This window comes from Amycolatopsis sp. NPDC004625 (genome assembly GCF_040609695.1).
Lineage (GTDB): Bacteria > Actinomycetota > Actinomycetes > Mycobacteriales > Pseudonocardiaceae > Amycolatopsis.
In genome coordinates this window covers 1-15,784 of the sequence record NZ_JBEXKX010000035.1, presented here as the reverse complement: position 1 = coordinate 15,784, position 15,784 = coordinate 1, and the positions used below count along the sequence as shown (strand labels likewise).

General features: G+C 71.5%; 17 protein-coding genes. 3 read left to right on the top strand and 14 right to left on the bottom strand.

The window, feature by feature from the left end; translation table 11 throughout:
* Positions 1–31: 31 nt before the first annotated feature.
* The 3 genes from ABZW17_RS32295 to rlmN form a co-directional block, all read right to left on the bottom strand.
* The gene (locus ABZW17_RS32295; protein WP_354822669.1) at positions 32–538 is read right to left on the bottom strand and encodes a hypothetical protein; all 507 of its coding nucleotides are present in this window, start codon (positions 536–538) and stop codon (positions 32–34) included.
* 137 nt (positions 539–675) lie between these two features.
* Complete coding sequence (locus tag ABZW17_RS32290) at positions 676–945, bottom strand: hypothetical protein (RefSeq protein ID WP_354822850.1); 270 nt, start codon at positions 943–945, stop codon at positions 676–678.
* Between the two features lie 32 nt (positions 946–977).
* Positions 978–2,084: a 23S rRNA (adenine(2503)-C(2))-methyltransferase RlmN gene (gene rlmN / locus ABZW17_RS32285; RefSeq protein ID WP_354822667.1), complete on the bottom strand. Its 1,107-nt coding sequence runs from the start codon at positions 2,082–2,084 to the stop codon at positions 978–980.
* Positions 2,085–2,234: 150 nt separating this feature from the next.
* Between rlmN and ABZW17_RS32280 the strand changes: the two genes are divergently transcribed.
* A complete protein-coding gene (locus tag ABZW17_RS32280; protein WP_354822665.1) occupies positions 2,235–2,813 on the top strand; it encodes a hypothetical protein in 579 nt (192 codons plus the stop codon).
* On the opposite strand, the gene ABZW17_RS32275 is transcribed toward ABZW17_RS32280, so the two are convergent.
* The 6 genes from ABZW17_RS32275 to ABZW17_RS32250 all read right to left on the bottom strand — a co-directional run bounded on the left by ABZW17_RS32275 (position 2,806) and on the right by ABZW17_RS32250 (position 9,546).
* Positions 2,806–5,100 carry a pyruvate dehydrogenase gene (locus ABZW17_RS32275; protein ID WP_354822663.1) on the bottom strand — a complete coding sequence of 765 codons (2,295 nt, stop codon included), beginning with the start codon at positions 5,098–5,100 and terminating at the stop codon, positions 2,806–2,808. The genes ABZW17_RS32280 and ABZW17_RS32275 overlap by 8 nt on opposite strands.
* A gap of 107 nt (positions 5,101–5,207) precedes the next feature.
* Entirely contained in the window at positions 5,208–5,693 is a 486-nt protein-coding gene (locus tag ABZW17_RS32270) for an Lrp/AsnC family transcriptional regulator (RefSeq protein ID WP_354822661.1), read from the bottom strand.
* Positions 5,694–5,705: 12 nt separating this feature from the next.
* Positions 5,706–6,713 (bottom strand): iron-siderophore ABC transporter substrate-binding protein, encoded by a 1,008-nt coding sequence (locus ABZW17_RS32265; protein ID WP_354822659.1) that lies wholly within the window; start codon positions 6,711–6,713, stop codon positions 5,706–5,708.
* Positions 6,703–7,521, bottom strand: coding sequence for an ABC transporter ATP-binding protein (locus ABZW17_RS32260; protein WP_354822657.1), 819 nt, complete (start codon positions 7,519–7,521; stop codon positions 6,703–6,705). Before ABZW17_RS32260 ends, ABZW17_RS32265 begins: the two co-directional genes overlap by 11 nt.
* Before the next feature lie 10 nt (positions 7,522–7,531).
* A complete protein-coding gene (locus ABZW17_RS32255; RefSeq protein WP_354822655.1) occupies positions 7,532–8,542 on the bottom strand; it encodes an iron chelate uptake ABC transporter family permease subunit in 1,011 nt (336 codons plus the stop codon).
* Positions 8,539–9,546, bottom strand: coding sequence for an iron chelate uptake ABC transporter family permease subunit (locus ABZW17_RS32250; RefSeq protein ID WP_354822653.1), 1,008 nt, complete (start codon positions 9,544–9,546; stop codon positions 8,539–8,541). The genes ABZW17_RS32255 and ABZW17_RS32250 overlap by 4 nt, the downstream gene beginning before the upstream one ends.
* Before the next feature lie 163 nt (positions 9,547–9,709).
* On the opposite strand from ABZW17_RS32250, the gene ABZW17_RS32245 reads away from it, so the two are divergent.
* Positions 9,710–10,333, top strand: coding sequence for a PadR family transcriptional regulator (locus ABZW17_RS32245; RefSeq protein ID WP_354822651.1), 624 nt, complete (start codon positions 9,710–9,712; stop codon positions 10,331–10,333).
* On the opposite strand, the gene ABZW17_RS32240 is transcribed toward ABZW17_RS32245, so the two are convergent.
* Complete coding sequence (locus ABZW17_RS32240) at positions 10,270–11,082, bottom strand: class I SAM-dependent methyltransferase (RefSeq protein WP_354822848.1); 813 nt, start codon at positions 11,080–11,082, stop codon at positions 10,270–10,272. The two genes, ABZW17_RS32245 and ABZW17_RS32240, sit on opposite strands and share 64 nt — an antisense overlap.
* 114 nt (positions 11,083–11,196) lie before the next feature.
* On the opposite strand from ABZW17_RS32240, the gene ABZW17_RS32235 reads away from it, so the two are divergent.
* On the top strand, positions 11,197–12,042 hold the full coding sequence (locus ABZW17_RS32235; RefSeq protein ID WP_354822649.1) for a VOC family protein: 846 nt from the start codon (positions 11,197–11,199) through the stop codon (positions 12,040–12,042).
* Here ABZW17_RS32235 and ABZW17_RS32230 read toward each other — a convergent pair.
* From ABZW17_RS32230 to tsf, 4 genes are all read right to left on the bottom strand, one after another.
* Positions 12,039–12,914, bottom strand: coding sequence for a phosphatidate cytidylyltransferase (locus ABZW17_RS32230; RefSeq protein WP_354822846.1), 876 nt, complete (start codon positions 12,912–12,914; stop codon positions 12,039–12,041). The two genes, ABZW17_RS32235 and ABZW17_RS32230, sit on opposite strands and share 4 nt — an antisense overlap.
* Positions 12,915–13,324: 410 nt before the next feature.
* Positions 13,325–13,882 (bottom strand): ribosome recycling factor, encoded by a 558-nt coding sequence (gene frr / locus ABZW17_RS32225; protein WP_191310243.1) that lies wholly within the window; start codon positions 13,880–13,882, stop codon positions 13,325–13,327.
* A 48-nt stretch (positions 13,883–13,930) separates the two neighbouring features.
* On the bottom strand, positions 13,931–14,674 hold the full coding sequence (gene pyrH / locus ABZW17_RS32220) for a UMP kinase (RefSeq protein ID WP_003065595.1): 744 nt from the start codon (positions 14,672–14,674) through the stop codon (positions 13,931–13,933).
* 117 nt (positions 14,675–14,791) lie between these two features.
* A complete protein-coding gene (gene tsf, locus ABZW17_RS32215) occupies positions 14,792–15,607 on the bottom strand; it encodes a translation elongation factor Ts (protein WP_354822646.1) in 816 nt (271 codons plus the stop codon).
* Positions 15,608–15,784: the final 177 nt, after the last annotated feature.

The following is a 15,784-nucleotide window of genomic DNA, read 5'->3' as shown; positions in this document are numbered from 1 at the left end:
GGGGGCAGGATCCGCCGCCCGTAAGGGCAGCTCAGGGGTAGACGTACCCCGCGAGCAGGTCACGGGAGCTGAGGTCGACAACCAGCCGCCAGAGCCGGCCGTCCGGCCCGGTCACCGTGTCGAGTTCCTTGACGCTGTCGCCCTGTTTGATGACTCCGTAACCGCAGTTCGGCATCGGGCAGCTGTGGGCCCAGAAGTCCATCTTGGCGGGGCTTCCGAAAAACCCGCCGCACCGGGGGCTCGACACCGGCTCCCGCAGGGCGTCGGTCGAGACGTAGCCGGCGACGGTGACCGGGCCGTTCCACGGCCCCTTGGTGACGATGAGGTTCCAGAAGTTCTCGTCGGTGGTCGCCGCGCAGTAGACGAAAGCGAGCTGGTCGCCCGGGACTTCGTGGTATCCGCAGGCCATCGCCGCGCACTGGTGCACCCACGCGGTTTGGCTCGTCCAGGTCTGGGTGATGGCCGAAGCATCCGCGGCCGGCGCCGCCAACAGCCCGAGGCCGGCGACGACTGCGGCCAGAAATCCCGCTCTACGCATGACGTTTCCCCTTTTCCGTCGATTTTCACGGCGGAACTCATGATGGGTCCGGTCATGCGCGGGAACCAGGCCACGAACCGGCCACGTATGGCCGGTCGCGGTTCCGGTTCCGCGGGAATCGGCCGGGCGCCGCGACCTCAGGCGGGCGTGAGCCAGGGAGCGAGCAGCTTCTCCAGGTCGGCGTCCGAAAGCGCCCGCGGGCCGCCGTGGAACTCGTGCCAGCGTGCCGCGTCCCGCGCCGCCGTGTACTCCACCTCGAACGCGCGCATCAGCACGTACATGAACGTCACCGAGCTGAACCGGTCGCCCAGCAGCGTGCGGGCCTCGCGGGCCACCTCGGTCGCGCCGGTGCAGTCGACGAGCTTCAACGATTCCGCAGCCGGGTCGAGCAGGCTGGGGGCATACATCACGACAGAATCTCCATAACCGAAACGAAAAATCAGCCTTCGGCAGCCAGCTGCCCACAGGCGGCGGCGATCTCCTGGCCGCGGGTGTCCCGCACGGTGCACGCTACTCCACCGGCGTTGACCAGCCGCACGAACTCCCGCTCCACCGGCTTCGGCGACGCGTCCCACTTCGACCCCGGCGTCGGGTTCAACGGGATGACGTTCACGTGCACCAGCTGCCCCAGGTGCTGCCGCAACCGGCGAGCCAGCAGCTCCGCCCGCCACGGCTGGTCGTTGATGTCCCGGATCAGCGCGTACTCGATCGACACCCGGCGCCCCGACGTGTCGGCGTAGTACCGCGCAGCCGAGAGAACTTCGTCCACCGACCACCGCTCGTTCACCGGCACCAGCGTGTCGCGCAGCTCGTCGTCCGGCGTGTGCAGCGACACCGCCAGCCGCACCTGCATCTTCTCGTCCGCCAGCTTCCGGATCGCCGGCGCCAGCCCCACGGTCGACACCGTCACCGAACGCTGGCCGATCCCCAGCCCGCCCGGCGCGGGATCGGTGATCCGCCGGACCGCCGCCACCACGCGCTTGTAGTTGGCCAGCGGCTCGCCCATGCCCATGAAGACGATGTTCGACAGCCGACCGGGGCCACCCGGCATCGTGCCGTCGCGCATGACCGCCGCGGCCGAACGGACCTGGTCGACGATCTCCGCCGTCGACAGGTTGCGGTCGAGGCCGCCCTGGCCCGTCGCGCAGAACGGGCACGCCATGCCGCAGCCCGCCTGGCTCGAGATGCACAGCGTCGCGCGGTCCGGGTAGCGCATCAGGACGCTCTCCAGGAGCGTGCCGTCGTGCGCTCGCCACAGCGTCTTGCGCGTCGCGCCGTTGTCGGCCGCCAGGGCGCGGACCTCGGTCAGCAGCGTCGGCATCAACGACTCGACGAGCCGGGCGCGCGAAGCCGCCGGGATGTCGGTCATCTCCGCTGGGTCGACCGTCAGGCGCGAGAAGTAGTGGTTCGACAGCTGCTTCGCGCGGAACGGCTTCTCCCCCAGCTCCGCGACCGCGGCGGCGCGCTCGGCCGCCGAGAGGTCGGCGAGGTGGCGCGGCGGCAGGCCGCGCTTGGGCGCGTCGAAGACGAGGGGAAGGGCAGTCATAACCCACCCAGTGTCCCACGCGCCCGCCGGGGCCGCCCGGGCCACCCCGGCCGGTGTAGGCCAGGTCACCAGCCCCGGTCTCGGCGCCCGCGTCCCCCACCGGGATGATCGAGGGCGTGCCACCCGGCGTCCGACGTGAGAGGTGAACTCGTGTCCTTCCGGCACCTTGTCCTGGCTGTCGCGGTCACCCTGGCCGCCGCGGCCTGCAGCACGCCGGCCGCGGAGCCGCCCGCGCCGAGCCCGGCGAACGGGCCGAGCGCGAAGGTGGGTTCCCTGCGCCTGCCCCTGCCGGTCGGCGCGACCTACACCGAGCACAGCCCGGAGGGCCTGCTCGACGGCTGCATCGCCGAAGGCACCGTGACCTGCGAAGCGCGCGTCCTCGACCTGCGCCAGACCGACCCCGACGCGCCGATCAACCTCCCCAGCACGAAGCGGCCCTTCGGCTGGTACACCGGCACTGACCTGCCGACCTGCATCACCCCCGCGTCGCCGCCCGGGAAGGCCGCGGGGGCCACCGGCAGCACCCTGCTCGACTCCGGCTTCGCGAAGATCGGGCCCAAGACGGCCGAGTACGGCCGCTGGAAGGTCACCTGCGAAAACTCGGCGCAGAACAACCAGGTCCGGTCCTGGTGGCTGCCGACGAGCCGGATCCTGGTCGTCCAGTACGGGTCGTTCCCCGGCTGGGACGCCAAGATGGACACCCTGCTCGCCGGCGCCACCTTCAGCTGACGACGTCGAGCGCGGCCCGGATGATCGCGTCCGTGTCGATGCCGTGGTGGCGGTAGACGTCCTCCAGCGACCCCGACTGCCCGAAACCGGTGACGCCCAGTGCGGCCGACGGCACCCGGTTGATCCCGGCGAGGAACGCCAGCGTGTGCGGGTGGCCGTCGAGGACCGTCACCAACGGGCGGGCCCGCGACGCCGGGAAGACCTGGTCCAGGATCCACGACTCGGCGCCGCCCCGGCCGGACCGCGCCTGCAGGGCCTCGAACAGCAGGCCCGGGCTGGTCACGCAGACGACGTCGGCCTCGACGCCGACCTGGGCCAGCCGCTCGGCCGCCGCCAGGGTGTCCGGGACCAGTGCGCCCATCGCCGCCAGCGTGACCGCCGGTTCCGAAGCACGGCGGAGCAGGTACGCCCCCGCCACGACCTGGCGGCGGCGGCGTTCGCGCGCGGCCGGGTCGGCGGGCACCGCGGCGAGGGTCTGGTCGACCGGCCGCGTCGAAAGCCGGAAGTACGACGACGTCCCGCCCGGCTTGCCGAGCCGGCCGAGCGCGGCCAGCAGCGTCCACTCGGTGTCGATCGCGAACGCCGGTTCGTAGCTGACGCAGCCGGGCTGCTCGATGCCGATCGACGGCGTGGTGATCGACTGGTGCGCGCCGCCTTCCGGGGCGAGCGTGACACCCGACGGCGTGCCGATCAGGATCGACTGCCCGCCCGCGTAGATGCCGAACGACCACGGCTCCAGCGCCCGCTCGACGAACGGGTCGTACATCACGCCGATGGGCAGCAGCGGCTCGCCCCAGCGGCTCCAGGTCGCGCCCAGCTCGCCCAGCAGGCCGACCAGGTTCGTCTCGGCGATGCCCAGCTCGACGTGCTGGCCGGTCGGCTTCTCCCGCCAGTGCATGATCGTCTCGGGGTCGTCTTCGAACCAGTCGCGGCGCTCGGTGGCCGACCAGACGCCGACCTTGTTGACCCAGCCGCCGAGGTTGGTCGTCGAGCTGACGTCGGGGCTGACCGTCACAACCCGCTTCGCCGCTTCGGGCGCTTCGCGCGTCAGGTCGAGAAGGACGCGCCCCAGCGCCGCCTGCGTCGTCGCGGTCCCGGACGGCGTACGTCCGATGTCGACGGGCAGGTCGAGCGAAGGCGCCGAAGGGACGTCCGGACGGCGAAGGCGTGAAGCGACTTCAGCGCACAACGCGGCTTCGGGCGATCCGGCCGCGAAGCCCTCCCACGGCGACGTGAGGTCCGTGCCCAGCGAAGCGGCCAGCTCTTCCATCTGTGCCACGGTCAGCAGCGACGAGTGGTTCTGCGGGTGCCCCTGCGTCGGCAGGCCGCGGCCCTTGACGGTGTAGCAGAAGATCACCGTCGGCCGGTCGTCCGAGATGGCCGCGAAGGCGTCGTCGAGCGAGCCGAGGTCGTGCCCGCCGAGGTTGCGGATGGCGGCCAGCAGCGTCTCGTCGTCCAGCGATCCGACCAGCGACGCCAGCGCCGCGTCGCCCACGGGCAGCCGGTCGCGCAGCTGGGCCGCGTCGCAGCGCAGCAGCCGCTGGTATTCGGGGTTCGGCATCCCGTCGATGCGGGCGCGCAGCTCGGCGCCACCCGGCCGGGTGAACAGCTCCTCCAGCAGGCGTCCGTACTTCAGCGTCAGGACCTGCCACCCGGCCGCGTCGAACATGCCCTGCAGCCGCCCGGCCGCGATGTTCGGAACCACCCGGTCGAGGGACTGGCGGTTGAGGTCGACGATCCAGACGACCTCGCCCAGCTCGGCGACGGCCGGGTCGAGGATGGCCTCCCAGATCGCGCCCTCGTCCAGTTCGGCGTCGCCGACCAGCGAGTACTGCCGCCCGGTGCCCGCGTCGGAGCCGCGGGTCGTCAGGTAGCGCCGCGCCAGCGCACCCCAGATCGGGGCGGTGGCGCCGATGCCGACCGACCCGGTGGAGTAGTCGACGGGGTCGGGGTCCTTGGCGCGGCTCGGGTAGCTCTGCAGGCCGCCGAACTCGCGCAGGGTCGGCAGATAGGCCTCGTCCAGCTCGCCGAGCAGGTAGTTGATCGCGTGGAGCACCGGCGACGCGTGCGGCTTCACCGAAACGCGGTCCTCGGGACGCAGGTGCCGGAACCACAGCGACGTCATGATCGACACGAGCGACGCGCACGACGCCTGGTGCCCGCCGACCTTCAGGCCCGACGGGTTGGGCCGCACCCGGTTCGCCTGGTGCACGATCGCCGTGGCGAGCCACAGCACCCGCTGCTCGATCGCGGTGAGCGCCGGGGCGGTCACGGGGGCCTGGGTCATCGTCGACACCTTTCGTGCAGGAAGCGCACACCAGGACAGCACTGGTGGACGCATCGCACAACCGATGCCGCTCCGAGTGCGCAGAATGCGCACCGAACGCCGGAGGCTCAGGTCTCCGGCTGCGCAGAATGCACGCGCTCGAGCAGGGGCGCCAGCCGGTACGGGACGAGCTCGCGCATGACGAGCGAGATGGTCGTCCGCTCGACGCCGGGCGAGGCCAGGATGTGCCCGGCGATCCGGTACAGGTCGTCGGCGTCGACGGCGACCACCTGCACCATCAGGTCGCTCGCCCCGGTCAGCCCGCACACCTCGGTGACCTCGGGGATCGTGGACAGGGCGTCGGCGATCTCGGCGAGGCGCCGCTGGTCGACCATCGCGTTGACGAAGGCCCGCAGCGGGTAGCCCAGCCGCGCCGGGTCGATGCGGCGTTCGAACGACCGCAGGACGCCGCGCTGCTCGAGCCGCACGAGCCGGGCCTGCACCGTGTTGCGGGACAGGCCCAGCCGCTCGGCCAACGCGACCGCCGTGGACCGCGGGTCCTCCCCCAGCGCCTGGAGCAGGCGCGCGTCGATCTCGTCGATGGTTTCCGGCACGCGCCGATCTTCTCAGCCCAAGTACTTCTTGAGGTCGTCGAGCACCTTCATCGCCCCGATCGGGCCCAGCCCGAGGAACCAGACCTCGTCGGCCACCGGGATCGCGTGCTGCGCCTTGACCGCGCCGAGCCCGGCCCACAGTCCGCTGCTGGTGACGGCCTTCTCGTCCGCGCTCGGGCCGGCGCCGTAGCTGGAGTAGAAGATCCAGTCGGCGTCGGCTTCGTCGATGCGCTCCTTCGAGATCTGCGCGGCGAGTTCGTTGATGTTCTGGTTGGCGGGCCGCGCGAGGCCGACGTCCTTGAGGATCACGCCGATGAAGGACAGGTTGCCGTAGAGCCGGATGTTGCCGGAGAGGAACCGCAGCAGCGAGATCTTCGGCGCGCCCTTCACCGCGGCCTTCACCTCGTTGGCGCGCTTCTGGTAGTCGTTCAGCAGCCCGACGGCCTTCGTCTCGTCGCCCAGCGCGGCCCCGACCAGCAGCAGGTTCTCCTTCCACGGGAACCCGGGCCGGATGCCGAACACCGTCGGCGCGATCTTCGACAGCTGCGGGTAGAGGTCGTTGGCGCGCAGCTTGCTGCCGACGATCAGGTCCGGCGTCAGCGCGGCGATCTGCTCGAGGTTGAGGTTGTTGATCTCCCCGACCGCCGGGATGCCCTTGACGCGGTCGGCGAGGTAGGACGGCACGCCGTTCTGCCCGGCCGTCGTCGCCATGCCGACCGGGGTGACGCCGAGCGCGAGGACGTCGTCCAGCTCGCCGCTGTCGAGCACCACCATTCGGGTCGGCTTCTTCTCCAGCTTCGTCTTGCCGAGCGCGTGGGTGACCGTGCGCGGGAAGACGCCGGGACCGACGTCGGCGCCGAGCTTGGCCGTCTCGCTGTCCGCGGTCGAGAACAGCCGGCCGCCGGTGGCGACGTCCTGGTCGCCGACGCCGGAGCTGCTCGGCTTCTCCGGCTGGCCGCAGGCGGCGAGGAGCGTGACCGACGCCAGGACGGCGGTCAGTCGAGTCCACTCAGGACGCATCGGGGGTTCCTTCTTCTCGGGGAGTGGCCCGCCGCCGGCCGATCGGGACGACCAGGGGCGTGGCGGAGACCGGGTCTTCGATGACCCGGCAGGGCAGGCCGAAGACGTCGGCGACGAGTTCGGCGGTGAGGATGTCGGCGGGCGCGCCTTCGGCGGCGATCCGGCCGTCCTTCATCGCGATCAGGTGGTCGCCGTAGCGGGCGGCCAGGTTGAGGTCGTGCAGGACGATGACGACCGTCCGGCCGTCCTCGGCGTTCAGGTCGGAGAGCAGGTCGAGCACCTCGACCTGGTGGGCGATGTCGAGGAACGTCGTCGGCTCGTCGAGCAGCAGCAACGGCGTCCGCTGGGCCAGCGCCATGGCGATCCAGACGCGCTGGCGCTGTCCGCCGGACAGCTCGTCGACCGGCCGGGCGGCCAGCTCGACGGTGTCCGTCGCGAGCATCGCCTTCGCGACCGCGTCGTCGTCTTCGGCGCTCCAGCGGCGGAAGACGCCCTGGTGCGGGTAGCGGCCGCGGCCGACGAGGTCGGCGACGGTGATGCCCTCGGGCGCGGTCGGCGACTGCGGCAGCAGGCCGAGCACGCCTGCGACGTCCTTGCTGCGCCACGTCGTGATGCCCTTGCCGTCGAGGTAGACCGCGCCTTTCGTGGGCGTCAGCAGCCGGGCGAGGCCACGCAGGAGCGTCGACTTCCCGCAGGCGTTGGTCCCGACGATCATGGTGACCTTGCCGGGCGGGATCCGGACGGAGAGGTCCTTGACCACGCGAAGCGGCCCGTAGCCGAGCTCGAGGTCCTCGGTGTGCAGTGTCACGGCGTTCCTCTCACACTCGCCCGGCGCGGTTGGCCGTGGCGAGCAGCCACAGCAGGTACGGCGCGCCCACGGCACCGGTGACGACGCCGACCGGCAGCTGCGCGCCGAGCAGGTGCTGAGCGACGAAGTCGCCGAGCAGCACCACGAGCGCGCCGGTCAGCGCGGCGGGCGCGAGTCCGGCGCGGGCGCCGCCAACGAGCCGCGTCGCGATCGGGTTGGCCACGAAGGCGACGAAGGCGACGGGCCCCGCGGCCGCCGTCGCGAAGGCCGCCAGCGCGACGGCGATGACCAGCAGCGTCAGGCGGCTGCGTTCGACGGTGAGCCCGAGCCCGGCCGCGGTGTCGTCGCCGAGCTGCAGGCCGGCGAGCGCGCGGCTCTGGAGGAGGGCCGCGGGGAGCAGGACGGCCAGCGGGACGACGTGGTCCCAGCCGCGGCCGTTGAGGTTGCCGGTCAGCCAGACCAGGGCCTGCTGGGCGAGGGTGACGTCGGCCCAGGTCATCAGGTACGAGACGACGCTGGTCAGCACCGCGCCGACCCCCACGCCGACCAGGACCAGCCGGTAGCCGTGGACGCCGCCGCGGCGAGCCAGGAGATAGATGGTGGCGCCGGTGAGCAGCGCTCCGGCCAGCGCCGCGGCCGAAACGACCGGGCCCGCCGCGCCGAACAGCACGATCGCGACGACCGCCGCGGCGCTCGCGCCCTGCGTCACGCCGATGACGTCCGGGCTGGCCAGCGGATTGCGCAGGAGACGCTGGAAGAGCGCGCCGGACGTCCCGAAGGCGGCACCCACCAGGACGCCGGTGACCGCTCTCGGCAGCCGGAGTTCGGTGACGACGTAGGCCGCCGGCCCCTGCCCGCCGAAGAGCAGGCCGGGCAGGTCGCCGAGCGGCACCGGGAAGTCGCCCACGGCCAGCGAAACCGCGAAGACGACCACGATCGCGACGAGCAGGAGCAGGGACACCGCACGAGCCCGGACCGCTCCTCGCCGGCGTACGGCGGCGACCACCTCGACGGCGCTCACACCGCCACGACCTTCCGCCGTCGCACCAGGACCACGAACACCGGCGCCCCGACGAGCGCGGTGACGATCCCGACCTGCACCTCGGCCGGGCGCGCGACCACGCGGCCGACGACGTCGGACACCAGCAGGAGCAGCGGCGCGAGCAGCGCGGAGTACGGGAGCAGCCAGCGGTGGTCGGGCCCGGTCACGAGCCGGGCGGCGTGCGGGACGGTCAGCCCGACGAACGCGATCGGCCCGGCGATCGCCGTCGCCGAACCGCAGAGGACGACGACGGCGAGCGCGCACACCAGCCGCGCCACCGGCACGTTCTGGCCGAGCGAGCGGGCGACGTCCTCGCCGAGCGCGAGCGCGTTGAGCTGCCGGGCGGCGACCAGGGCGAGGAGCACGCCCGCGACCACGAACGGCACGGCCTGGGTGATCGTCGCGGCGTCGCGGCCGGTCAGCGAGCCGACCTGCCAGAAGCGGTACTGGTCGAACGTCGTCTGGTCGGTGAGCAGCAGCGCGCTGGTCACCGAGGCCAGCGCCGCCGTCACCGCGGCCCCGGCGAGGGCGAGCTTCACCGGCGTCGCCCCGGCCCGGCCGAGCGCGCTGACGCCGTAGACGACACCGCCGGCGGCCGCGGCACCCAGGAACCCGAACCAGACGTACCCGCCGACGCTGGTGATGCCGAACGTGCCGATGCCGAGGACGACGAAGAGCGCCGCCCCCGCGTTGACGCCCAGCAGGCCGGGATCGGCCAGGGGGTTGCGCGTGGCGCCTTGGATGACGGCACCGGAGAGGCCGAGCGCGACGCCGGCCAGCACCCCGGAGAGGGTGCGCGGGAGCCGGAGTTCGCGGACGACCAGGTGGTCGGGGTTGCCCGCGTCGAAGTGGAAGAGCGCGTCGAGCACGGTGCCCGGGCTCAAGCCGCGAGTGCCCACTCCGATGCTGAGCAGCACAGCGGCGGCCACGGCTGCGGTGAGGACCAGCAACCCGGCCGTCAGCGGGAGTGAGCGGGTCCGCACAGGTCGTTACCTTTGCTAACAGGTGGTTAGGCTTGCCTAATCTAGGCGGCCGGATCTTGAAGTCTCAAGTTCCGTGAGCGAGCTCACCGCCAGCGGGTTGCCAGTCGACCGTTTCCGATATATCGTGAACGTGTCGCAACAGTTCGAGAAAGGAACACAAGACATGCGTAGGCAACGACACCCCTTCGCCCACGAACGTGGGCGCGCACCTTTCGGGCCCTTCGGTGGTTTCGGCGAGTTCCCCCCGGGCTTCGGCCCCGGCGGGCGCGGTCGCGGCCACGGTCCGGGCCGGCGGGGTCACGGCGGACGGCGCAGCCGCCGCGGTGACGTCCGCGCCGCGATCCTGGCGCTGCTCGCCGAGCAGCCCCGGCACGGCTACGAGATCATCCGCGAAATCGGCGAGCGCTCCGGCGGCTTCTGGCGGCCCAGCCCCGGCTCGGTCTACCCGACGCTGCAGCTGCTGGCCGACGAAGGCCTGGTGATCAGCAAGGACGAGCACGGCAAGAAGCTGTTCGAGCTGACCGACGCCGGCCGCACCGCCGCGGAAGAGCAGGACAGCACCCCGCCGTGGGAGCAGATCGCGCAGGACGTCGACCCGACCGAGGTCGGGCTGGCGAAGGCGGGCAAGAACCTGGCCGCCGCCGTCGTGCAGATCATGCGCGCGGGCACCGAGAGCCAGCAGGCCCGCGCGGCCGAGGTCCTCAACGACGCCCGGCGCTCGCTCTACGGCATCCTCGGTGAGGACGAGGACGAGTCCTCGGCCGGTTCGCCGGAGACGGCCGAGTGACCTGGCAGGACGAGGCCGGTGGGCTTGACGCGCGTGTGCACGCGGTAGCCCACCGGCAGCGTCAGGTCTTCGCCGCGATTCCCGTTACGCTGCAAGGACTCCGCGATCGCCTGTTCGGCGACCGGCTTGCTGAACTCGATCTTCAGCACGGCTTCGAGGTCCGCGGCGGTGGCAAACCGCCATTCGGTCGTGACGCGGCGGCAGCCGAACCCGGCCCGGGCGAAGAACCGTTCCACGGCGCCCGGGTCGTAGTGCGGTAGGTCCGCGCGCATCCAGCGGCCGTAGGGCTCGCTCGTCACGTCGAGGTCGACGATGAGGATCGCCCCGCCCGGCCGCAGCACCCGCTCGGCCTCCGCCAGCCCCGGCTCGCACCCGGGCCCGAAGAAGTACGCCGTGCGCGCGTGCACGACGTCGACGCTCGCGCTGCGGACCGGCAGCCGCTGGGCCCGGCCCATCCGGACGTCCACGTTCGACAGACCCTCGACGCGCTTCAGCGCGCTTCGCACCAACGGCTCGTGCGGCTCGACCCCGAGCACCGAGCGCGCGTCGCGGGCGAAGCGCGGCAAGTGAAACCCGTCACCGCAGCCGACGTCCAGCACGTCCCGGCCGGCCCAGTCGTGCTCCTCCCGAAGCACCCGCCAGATCTCGCCGCCGCTGTCCTGCGCGCGGTTCTCCAGCTCGTAATCGGCCTGGTAGTACCAGATGTTGGGGCTCGGCACGACCTCCGCGCGCCGCGACGACCACCGCACCCCCGCTGCTCCTTCCGGGTCCTCGTCGCCGGGCCGTGCCCGCACGGTGGCGAATTCTTGGCGGAAAACTCACGGATCACGCTTAGAATCCGGTGGGTATCGGGAGGAGCACCCATGGCAATCGGCCCGTCCAGTACCCCGTCCCCGGTCCCGGCCGGAATTCCGTGCTGGATCGAGCTGGCCTGCCGCGAGCAGGCCGTGGCGGAAAGATTCTACGGTGCCCTCTTCGGATGGGAGTACACCACTCAGCGGGATCCGGCGACGTCCGACGGCCGCTACGCGATCGCGGCGCTGAACACCGTCCCGGTCGGCGGGCTCTACCGCGCGGCCCAGGGCGCCCCGCTGGGCTGGATGCCGCACATCTCCGTGCCGCACACCGCGAGCGCGGCCGAGTGGGTGGAGCACCTCGGCGGCCGGATCACGCTCGGGCCGGTGGCGATCCCGGACCGCGGCACGATCATGCACGCCATCGACGCGTGCGGCGCACCGGTGGTGTTCTGGGAGGTGCCGCCGAACTGGGAGTTCGTCACCGGTATCCCGAACACCTTCAGCGGCGCGGACCTCAACACCCACGACGGCGTCGCGGCGGATCACTTCTACACCAAGCTGTTCACCTACGGCAGCCATCAGATCGGCGACGGCGAGATGCTCGACTACGTCGAATGGCTCATCGAGCACGAGCCCGTGCTGTACCGGTACGTGATGGGTTCGGAGTACAGCCTGGACACCCCGCCGCACTGGCTCGTCTACTTCGACATCGACCCGGCCCGCGGCGTCGACGCGGTCGCCGGCGAAGCGCTCATGCACGGCGGCACGGTGGTGATCCAGCCGTACGACACCCCGTTCGGCCGGATGTCGATCCTCGCCGACCCCGAGGGCGCGGTGTTCGCGGTGATCGACCACTCGCGCATCGCCGAAGGCTGGGGCCGCGCCGAGGTCGACGACCCCTACGACGACTAGACCGGTACGAACGCCGAAAGCAGCAGCCAGGACACGACGGCCGACGGCAGCAGCGAGTCGAGCCGGTCCATGATCCCGCCGTGCCCGGGCAGCAGCGTCCCCATGTCCTTGACGCCGAGGTCGCGCTTGATCAGCGACTCGACGAGGTCGCCGAGGGTCGCGGTGAGCACGATGGCGACGCCGAAGATCACGCCCTGCCAGACGTGGCCGTCGAGCAGGAGGCTGAGCGTCAGCGCCCCGGCGACGACACCGCCGACGAGCGAACCGCCGAAGCCTTCCCAGGTCTTCTTCGGGCTGATGCTGGGCGCCATCGGGTGCTTGCCGCCGAGGACGCCGGCGATGTAGCCACCGGTGTCCGACGCGACGACGCCGATGAGGAAGGTCAGGACGCGCCCGACCCCGTCGTGCGGAGGCACGAGCATGGCCGCGAAGGCGCCGAAGAGCGGCAGGTACGCGGCGGCGAAGGTGGACGCGCTGATGTCACGCAGGTAGCCCTTCGCCCCGCCGGGCAGCCGCCAGAGCAGGCAGGCGAGCACGGTGAGGACGAACGCGGTGAGCGCGCCTTCCCGCCCGAACGGCCAGGCGAGCCAGATCATCGCCTGCCCGCCGACGAGCACCGGGATCATCGCGACCCGGACGTCGGCGACCCGGCGCAGCACCCCGGCGAACTCGAAGGTGCCGACGGCGATCGCGATCGCAATGATCCCGATGAAGAGGTAGCGAACGGTGAGCAGCGAAACGATGATCGCGGCGCCGAGCAGCAGGGCGACCCCGATGGCCGCGGGCAGGTTCCGGCCGGCCTTGGACGCCTTTTTGACGGCCTCGGACGACGCCGGCGTGTCCGAAGCTGGTTCACCGTCGACCGAGGTCACCGGCGTCTCCGCGGCGGCCTGGGCCGAGGCCGCCGCGGTCGTGTTCCGCGAGGCTGCTGCCGTCACGGCCCCCGCGCGCTTGGCCGAGGCCGCAGCCCCTTCCGCCGTCTTACCGGCCCCCGCACGCTTGGCCGCTTCCGCCGCCGTACCGGGCGAGGCGGCCGGCGGTTCCGCCGCGGCGGTCCCGGCGGCCGACAACCGCGTCGCTTCGCCGGTGCCCGAGGTTTCCGGCACGACCGGCGTCTCCGCCGCCCGGCCGGTGCCCGAGGTCGCCGAAGCTCCCGCCGTGCCCGGGAACTCCGGCGTGGCCGGGGTGCCGGCTTCGGCCGGCCCCGGCGTCCCGAGTGCGCCGGCCGGTTCGTCTCCGGTCGCGTCCACCCGGTCCTCGCGTTCCTCGCTCACCTGTGCCATCAGACCTCGAGCAGCTCGGCTTCCTTGTGCTTGACCAGCTCGTCGACCTTGTGCACGTAGGTGTCGGTCAGGTTCTGCAGTTCCTTCTCCGCGCGCGCGACGTCGTCCTCACCGGCCTCGCCGTCCTTGGCGATGCGGTCGAGCTCGTCCTTGGCCTTGCGGCGGATGCTGCGGATCGAGACGCGGGCGTCTTCGCCCTTGCCCTTGGCGACCTTCACCATTTCCTTGCGCCGCTCTTCGGTGAGCTGCGGGATGACGATGCGGATGACCTGGCCGTCGTTGCTCGGGTTCACCCCGAGGTCGGACTCCCGGATCGCCTTCTCGATCGCGCCGAGCTGCGACTGGTCGTACGGCTTGATGAGCGCCATGCGGGCTTCCGGCACGTTCACGCTGGCCAGCTGGTTCAGCGGGGTCGGCGAGCCGTAGTACTCGACGACGATCCGCGAGAACATCGCCGACGAAGCCCGGCCGGTGCGAACCGACTGCAGCTCGTCCTTGGCGACGGACACCGCTTTTTCCATCTTCTCCTCGGCATCGAGGAGGGTCTCGTCGATCACGGTCACTCCCGTTGTTGTGATGGGTGGCGCTTGCTGATCCCAGCAGGTCTAGGCCGGCACCCCGTCGGCGGGGGTGCTGACCAACGTGCCGATTCTTTCACCACTCACCGCGCGGGCGATGTTCCCCTCGGTGAGCAGGTTGAACACGATGATCGGCATGTTGTTGTCCATGCAGAGGCTGAACGCCGTCGCGTCGGCGACCTTGAGGTCCCGCTCCAGCACCTCGCGGTGGGTGATCTCGCGGAACATCTCGGCGGTGGGGTCGGCCTTCGGGTCCGCGGTGTAGACGCCGTCGACGGCTTTCGCCATCAGCACGGCCTCGCAGCCCAGTTCGAGCGCCCGCTGGGCGGCCGCGGTGTCGGTGGAGAAGTACGGCATGCCGACCCCGGCGCCGAAGATCACGACGCGGCCCTTCTCCAGGTGCCGCTCGGCGCGGCGCGGGATGTACGGCTCGGCGACCTGGCCCATCGTGATGGCGGTCTGCACGCGGGTGGGCAGGCCCTCCTTCTCCAGGAAGTCCTGCAGCGCCAAGCAGTTCATCACGGTGCCCAGCATCGCCATGTAGTCGGCGCGGTCGCGGTCCATGCCACGCTGGGACAGCTCCGCGCCGCGGAAGTAGTTGCCGCCGCCGATCACCACCGCGACCTGCACTCCGGTGCGGGCGACGTCGGCGATCTGCTGTGCGACCGAGTGGACGACATCCGGATCGACGCCGATCGAACCACCGCCGAACATTTCGCCGCCCAGTTTCAGCAGCACCCGCCGGTAGCCACCTTCGACCCGGTCACCCATCTATGTCGCCTCCTACGCCCCTCGACCGCTGTGAACTGTCCTGGACCCGACAGTGCCCCGTCCCCGATGGACGGAGACGGGGCACTGTGGGTGTGAAACCTACGCCCTGGCCTGAGCTCAGGCCTGGCCGACCTCGAAGCGCGCGAACTTGGTCAGCGTCACGCCGGCCTCGTCCAGCAGAGCCTTGACGCTCTTCTTGTTGTCCTTGACCGACGGCTGCTCGAGCAGGACGTTGTCCTTGTAGTAGGCGTTGACCTTGCCCTCGATGATCTTCGGCATGGCCTGCTCCGGCTTGCCCTCTTCGCGGGCGGTCTTCTCCGCGATCGAGCGCTCGTTCTCGACGATCTCGGCCGGCACCTCGTCGCGGGTCAGGTACTTCGCGCGCAGCGCGGCGACCTGCATGGCAGCCCCGCGGGCGGCCTCGGCGTCGTCACCGGTGAACTCGACGAGCACGCCGACGGCCGGCGGCAGGTCGGAGCCGCGGCGGTGCAGGTAGGTCGCGGTCTGGCCCTCGAAGGCCACCACGCGGCGCAGCTCGAGCTTCTCGCCGATGCGGGCCGACAGCTCCTGGACGACCTCGTTGACGGTCTTGCCGTCGAGCTCGGCACCCTTGAGCGCGTCGACGTCGGAGGTCTTGAGGGTCTTCGCGACCTCGACGATCTTCGCGGCGAGCGCCTGGAAGTCGGCGTTCTTCGCGACGAAGTCGGTCTCGGAGTCGAGCTCGATGAGGACGCCACCGTCGCCGGTGACCAGGCCCTCGGCGGTGGCGCGCTCGGCGCGCTTGCCGACGTCCTTGGCGCCCTTGATCCGGAGGAACTCGACGGCCTTGTCGAAGTCCCCGCCGTTCTCCTCGAGGGCCTTCTTGCAGTCCATCATGCCGGCGCCGGTCATCTCGCGCAGGCGCTTCACGTCAGCGGCGGTGTAGTTCGCCATTCTGGTAAATCCGTCCTTTGCAGGAAATCTGTGGGTTGCTACGCCCGTGCGGGCGGGCCCGGGGGGCCGGCCGCCCCGCCCGGGGTGGGGCGGGGGGAGGGGGGGGGGAGCGCCGGGGGGGGCGCCGCCCGGGGCGCCCCGCCCGCCCCCCCCGCGTCAGGCCGTCAACACTGCACG

Bases quoted from the DNA above. Each gene is read 5' to 3' on its own strand.
- ABZW17_RS32245 (WP_354822651.1), top strand. From the start codon at position 9,710: ATGCGTAGGCAACGACACCCCTTCGCCCACGAACGTGGGCGCGCACCT.
- pyrH (WP_003065595.1), bottom strand. From the start codon at position 14,674: ATGGGTGACCGGGTCGAAGGTGGCTACCGGCGGGTGCTGCTGAAACTG.
- tsf (WP_354822646.1), bottom strand. From the start codon at position 15,607: ATGGCGAACTACACCGCCGCTGACGTGAAGCGCCTGCGCGAGATGACC.
- ABZW17_RS32290 (WP_354822850.1), bottom strand. From the start codon at position 945: ATGTATGCCCCCAGCCTGCTCGACCCGGCTGCGGAATCGTTGAAGCTC.
- ABZW17_RS32235 (WP_354822649.1), top strand. From the start codon at position 11,197: ATGGCAATCGGCCCGTCCAGTACCCCGTCCCCGGTCCCGGCCGGAATT.
- ABZW17_RS32265 (WP_354822659.1), bottom strand. From the start codon at position 6,713: ATGCGTCCTGAGTGGACTCGACTGACCGCCGTCCTGGCGTCGGTCACG.
- rlmN (WP_354822667.1), bottom strand. From the start codon at position 2,084: ATGACTGCCCTTCCCCTCGTCTTCGACGCGCCCAAGCGCGGCCTGCCG.
- ABZW17_RS32295 (WP_354822669.1), bottom strand. From the start codon at position 538: ATGCGTAGAGCGGGATTTCTGGCCGCAGTCGTCGCCGGCCTCGGGCTG.
- ABZW17_RS32275 (WP_354822663.1), bottom strand. From the start codon at position 5,100: ATGACCCAGGCCCCCGTGACCGCCCCGGCGCTCACCGCGATCGAGCAG.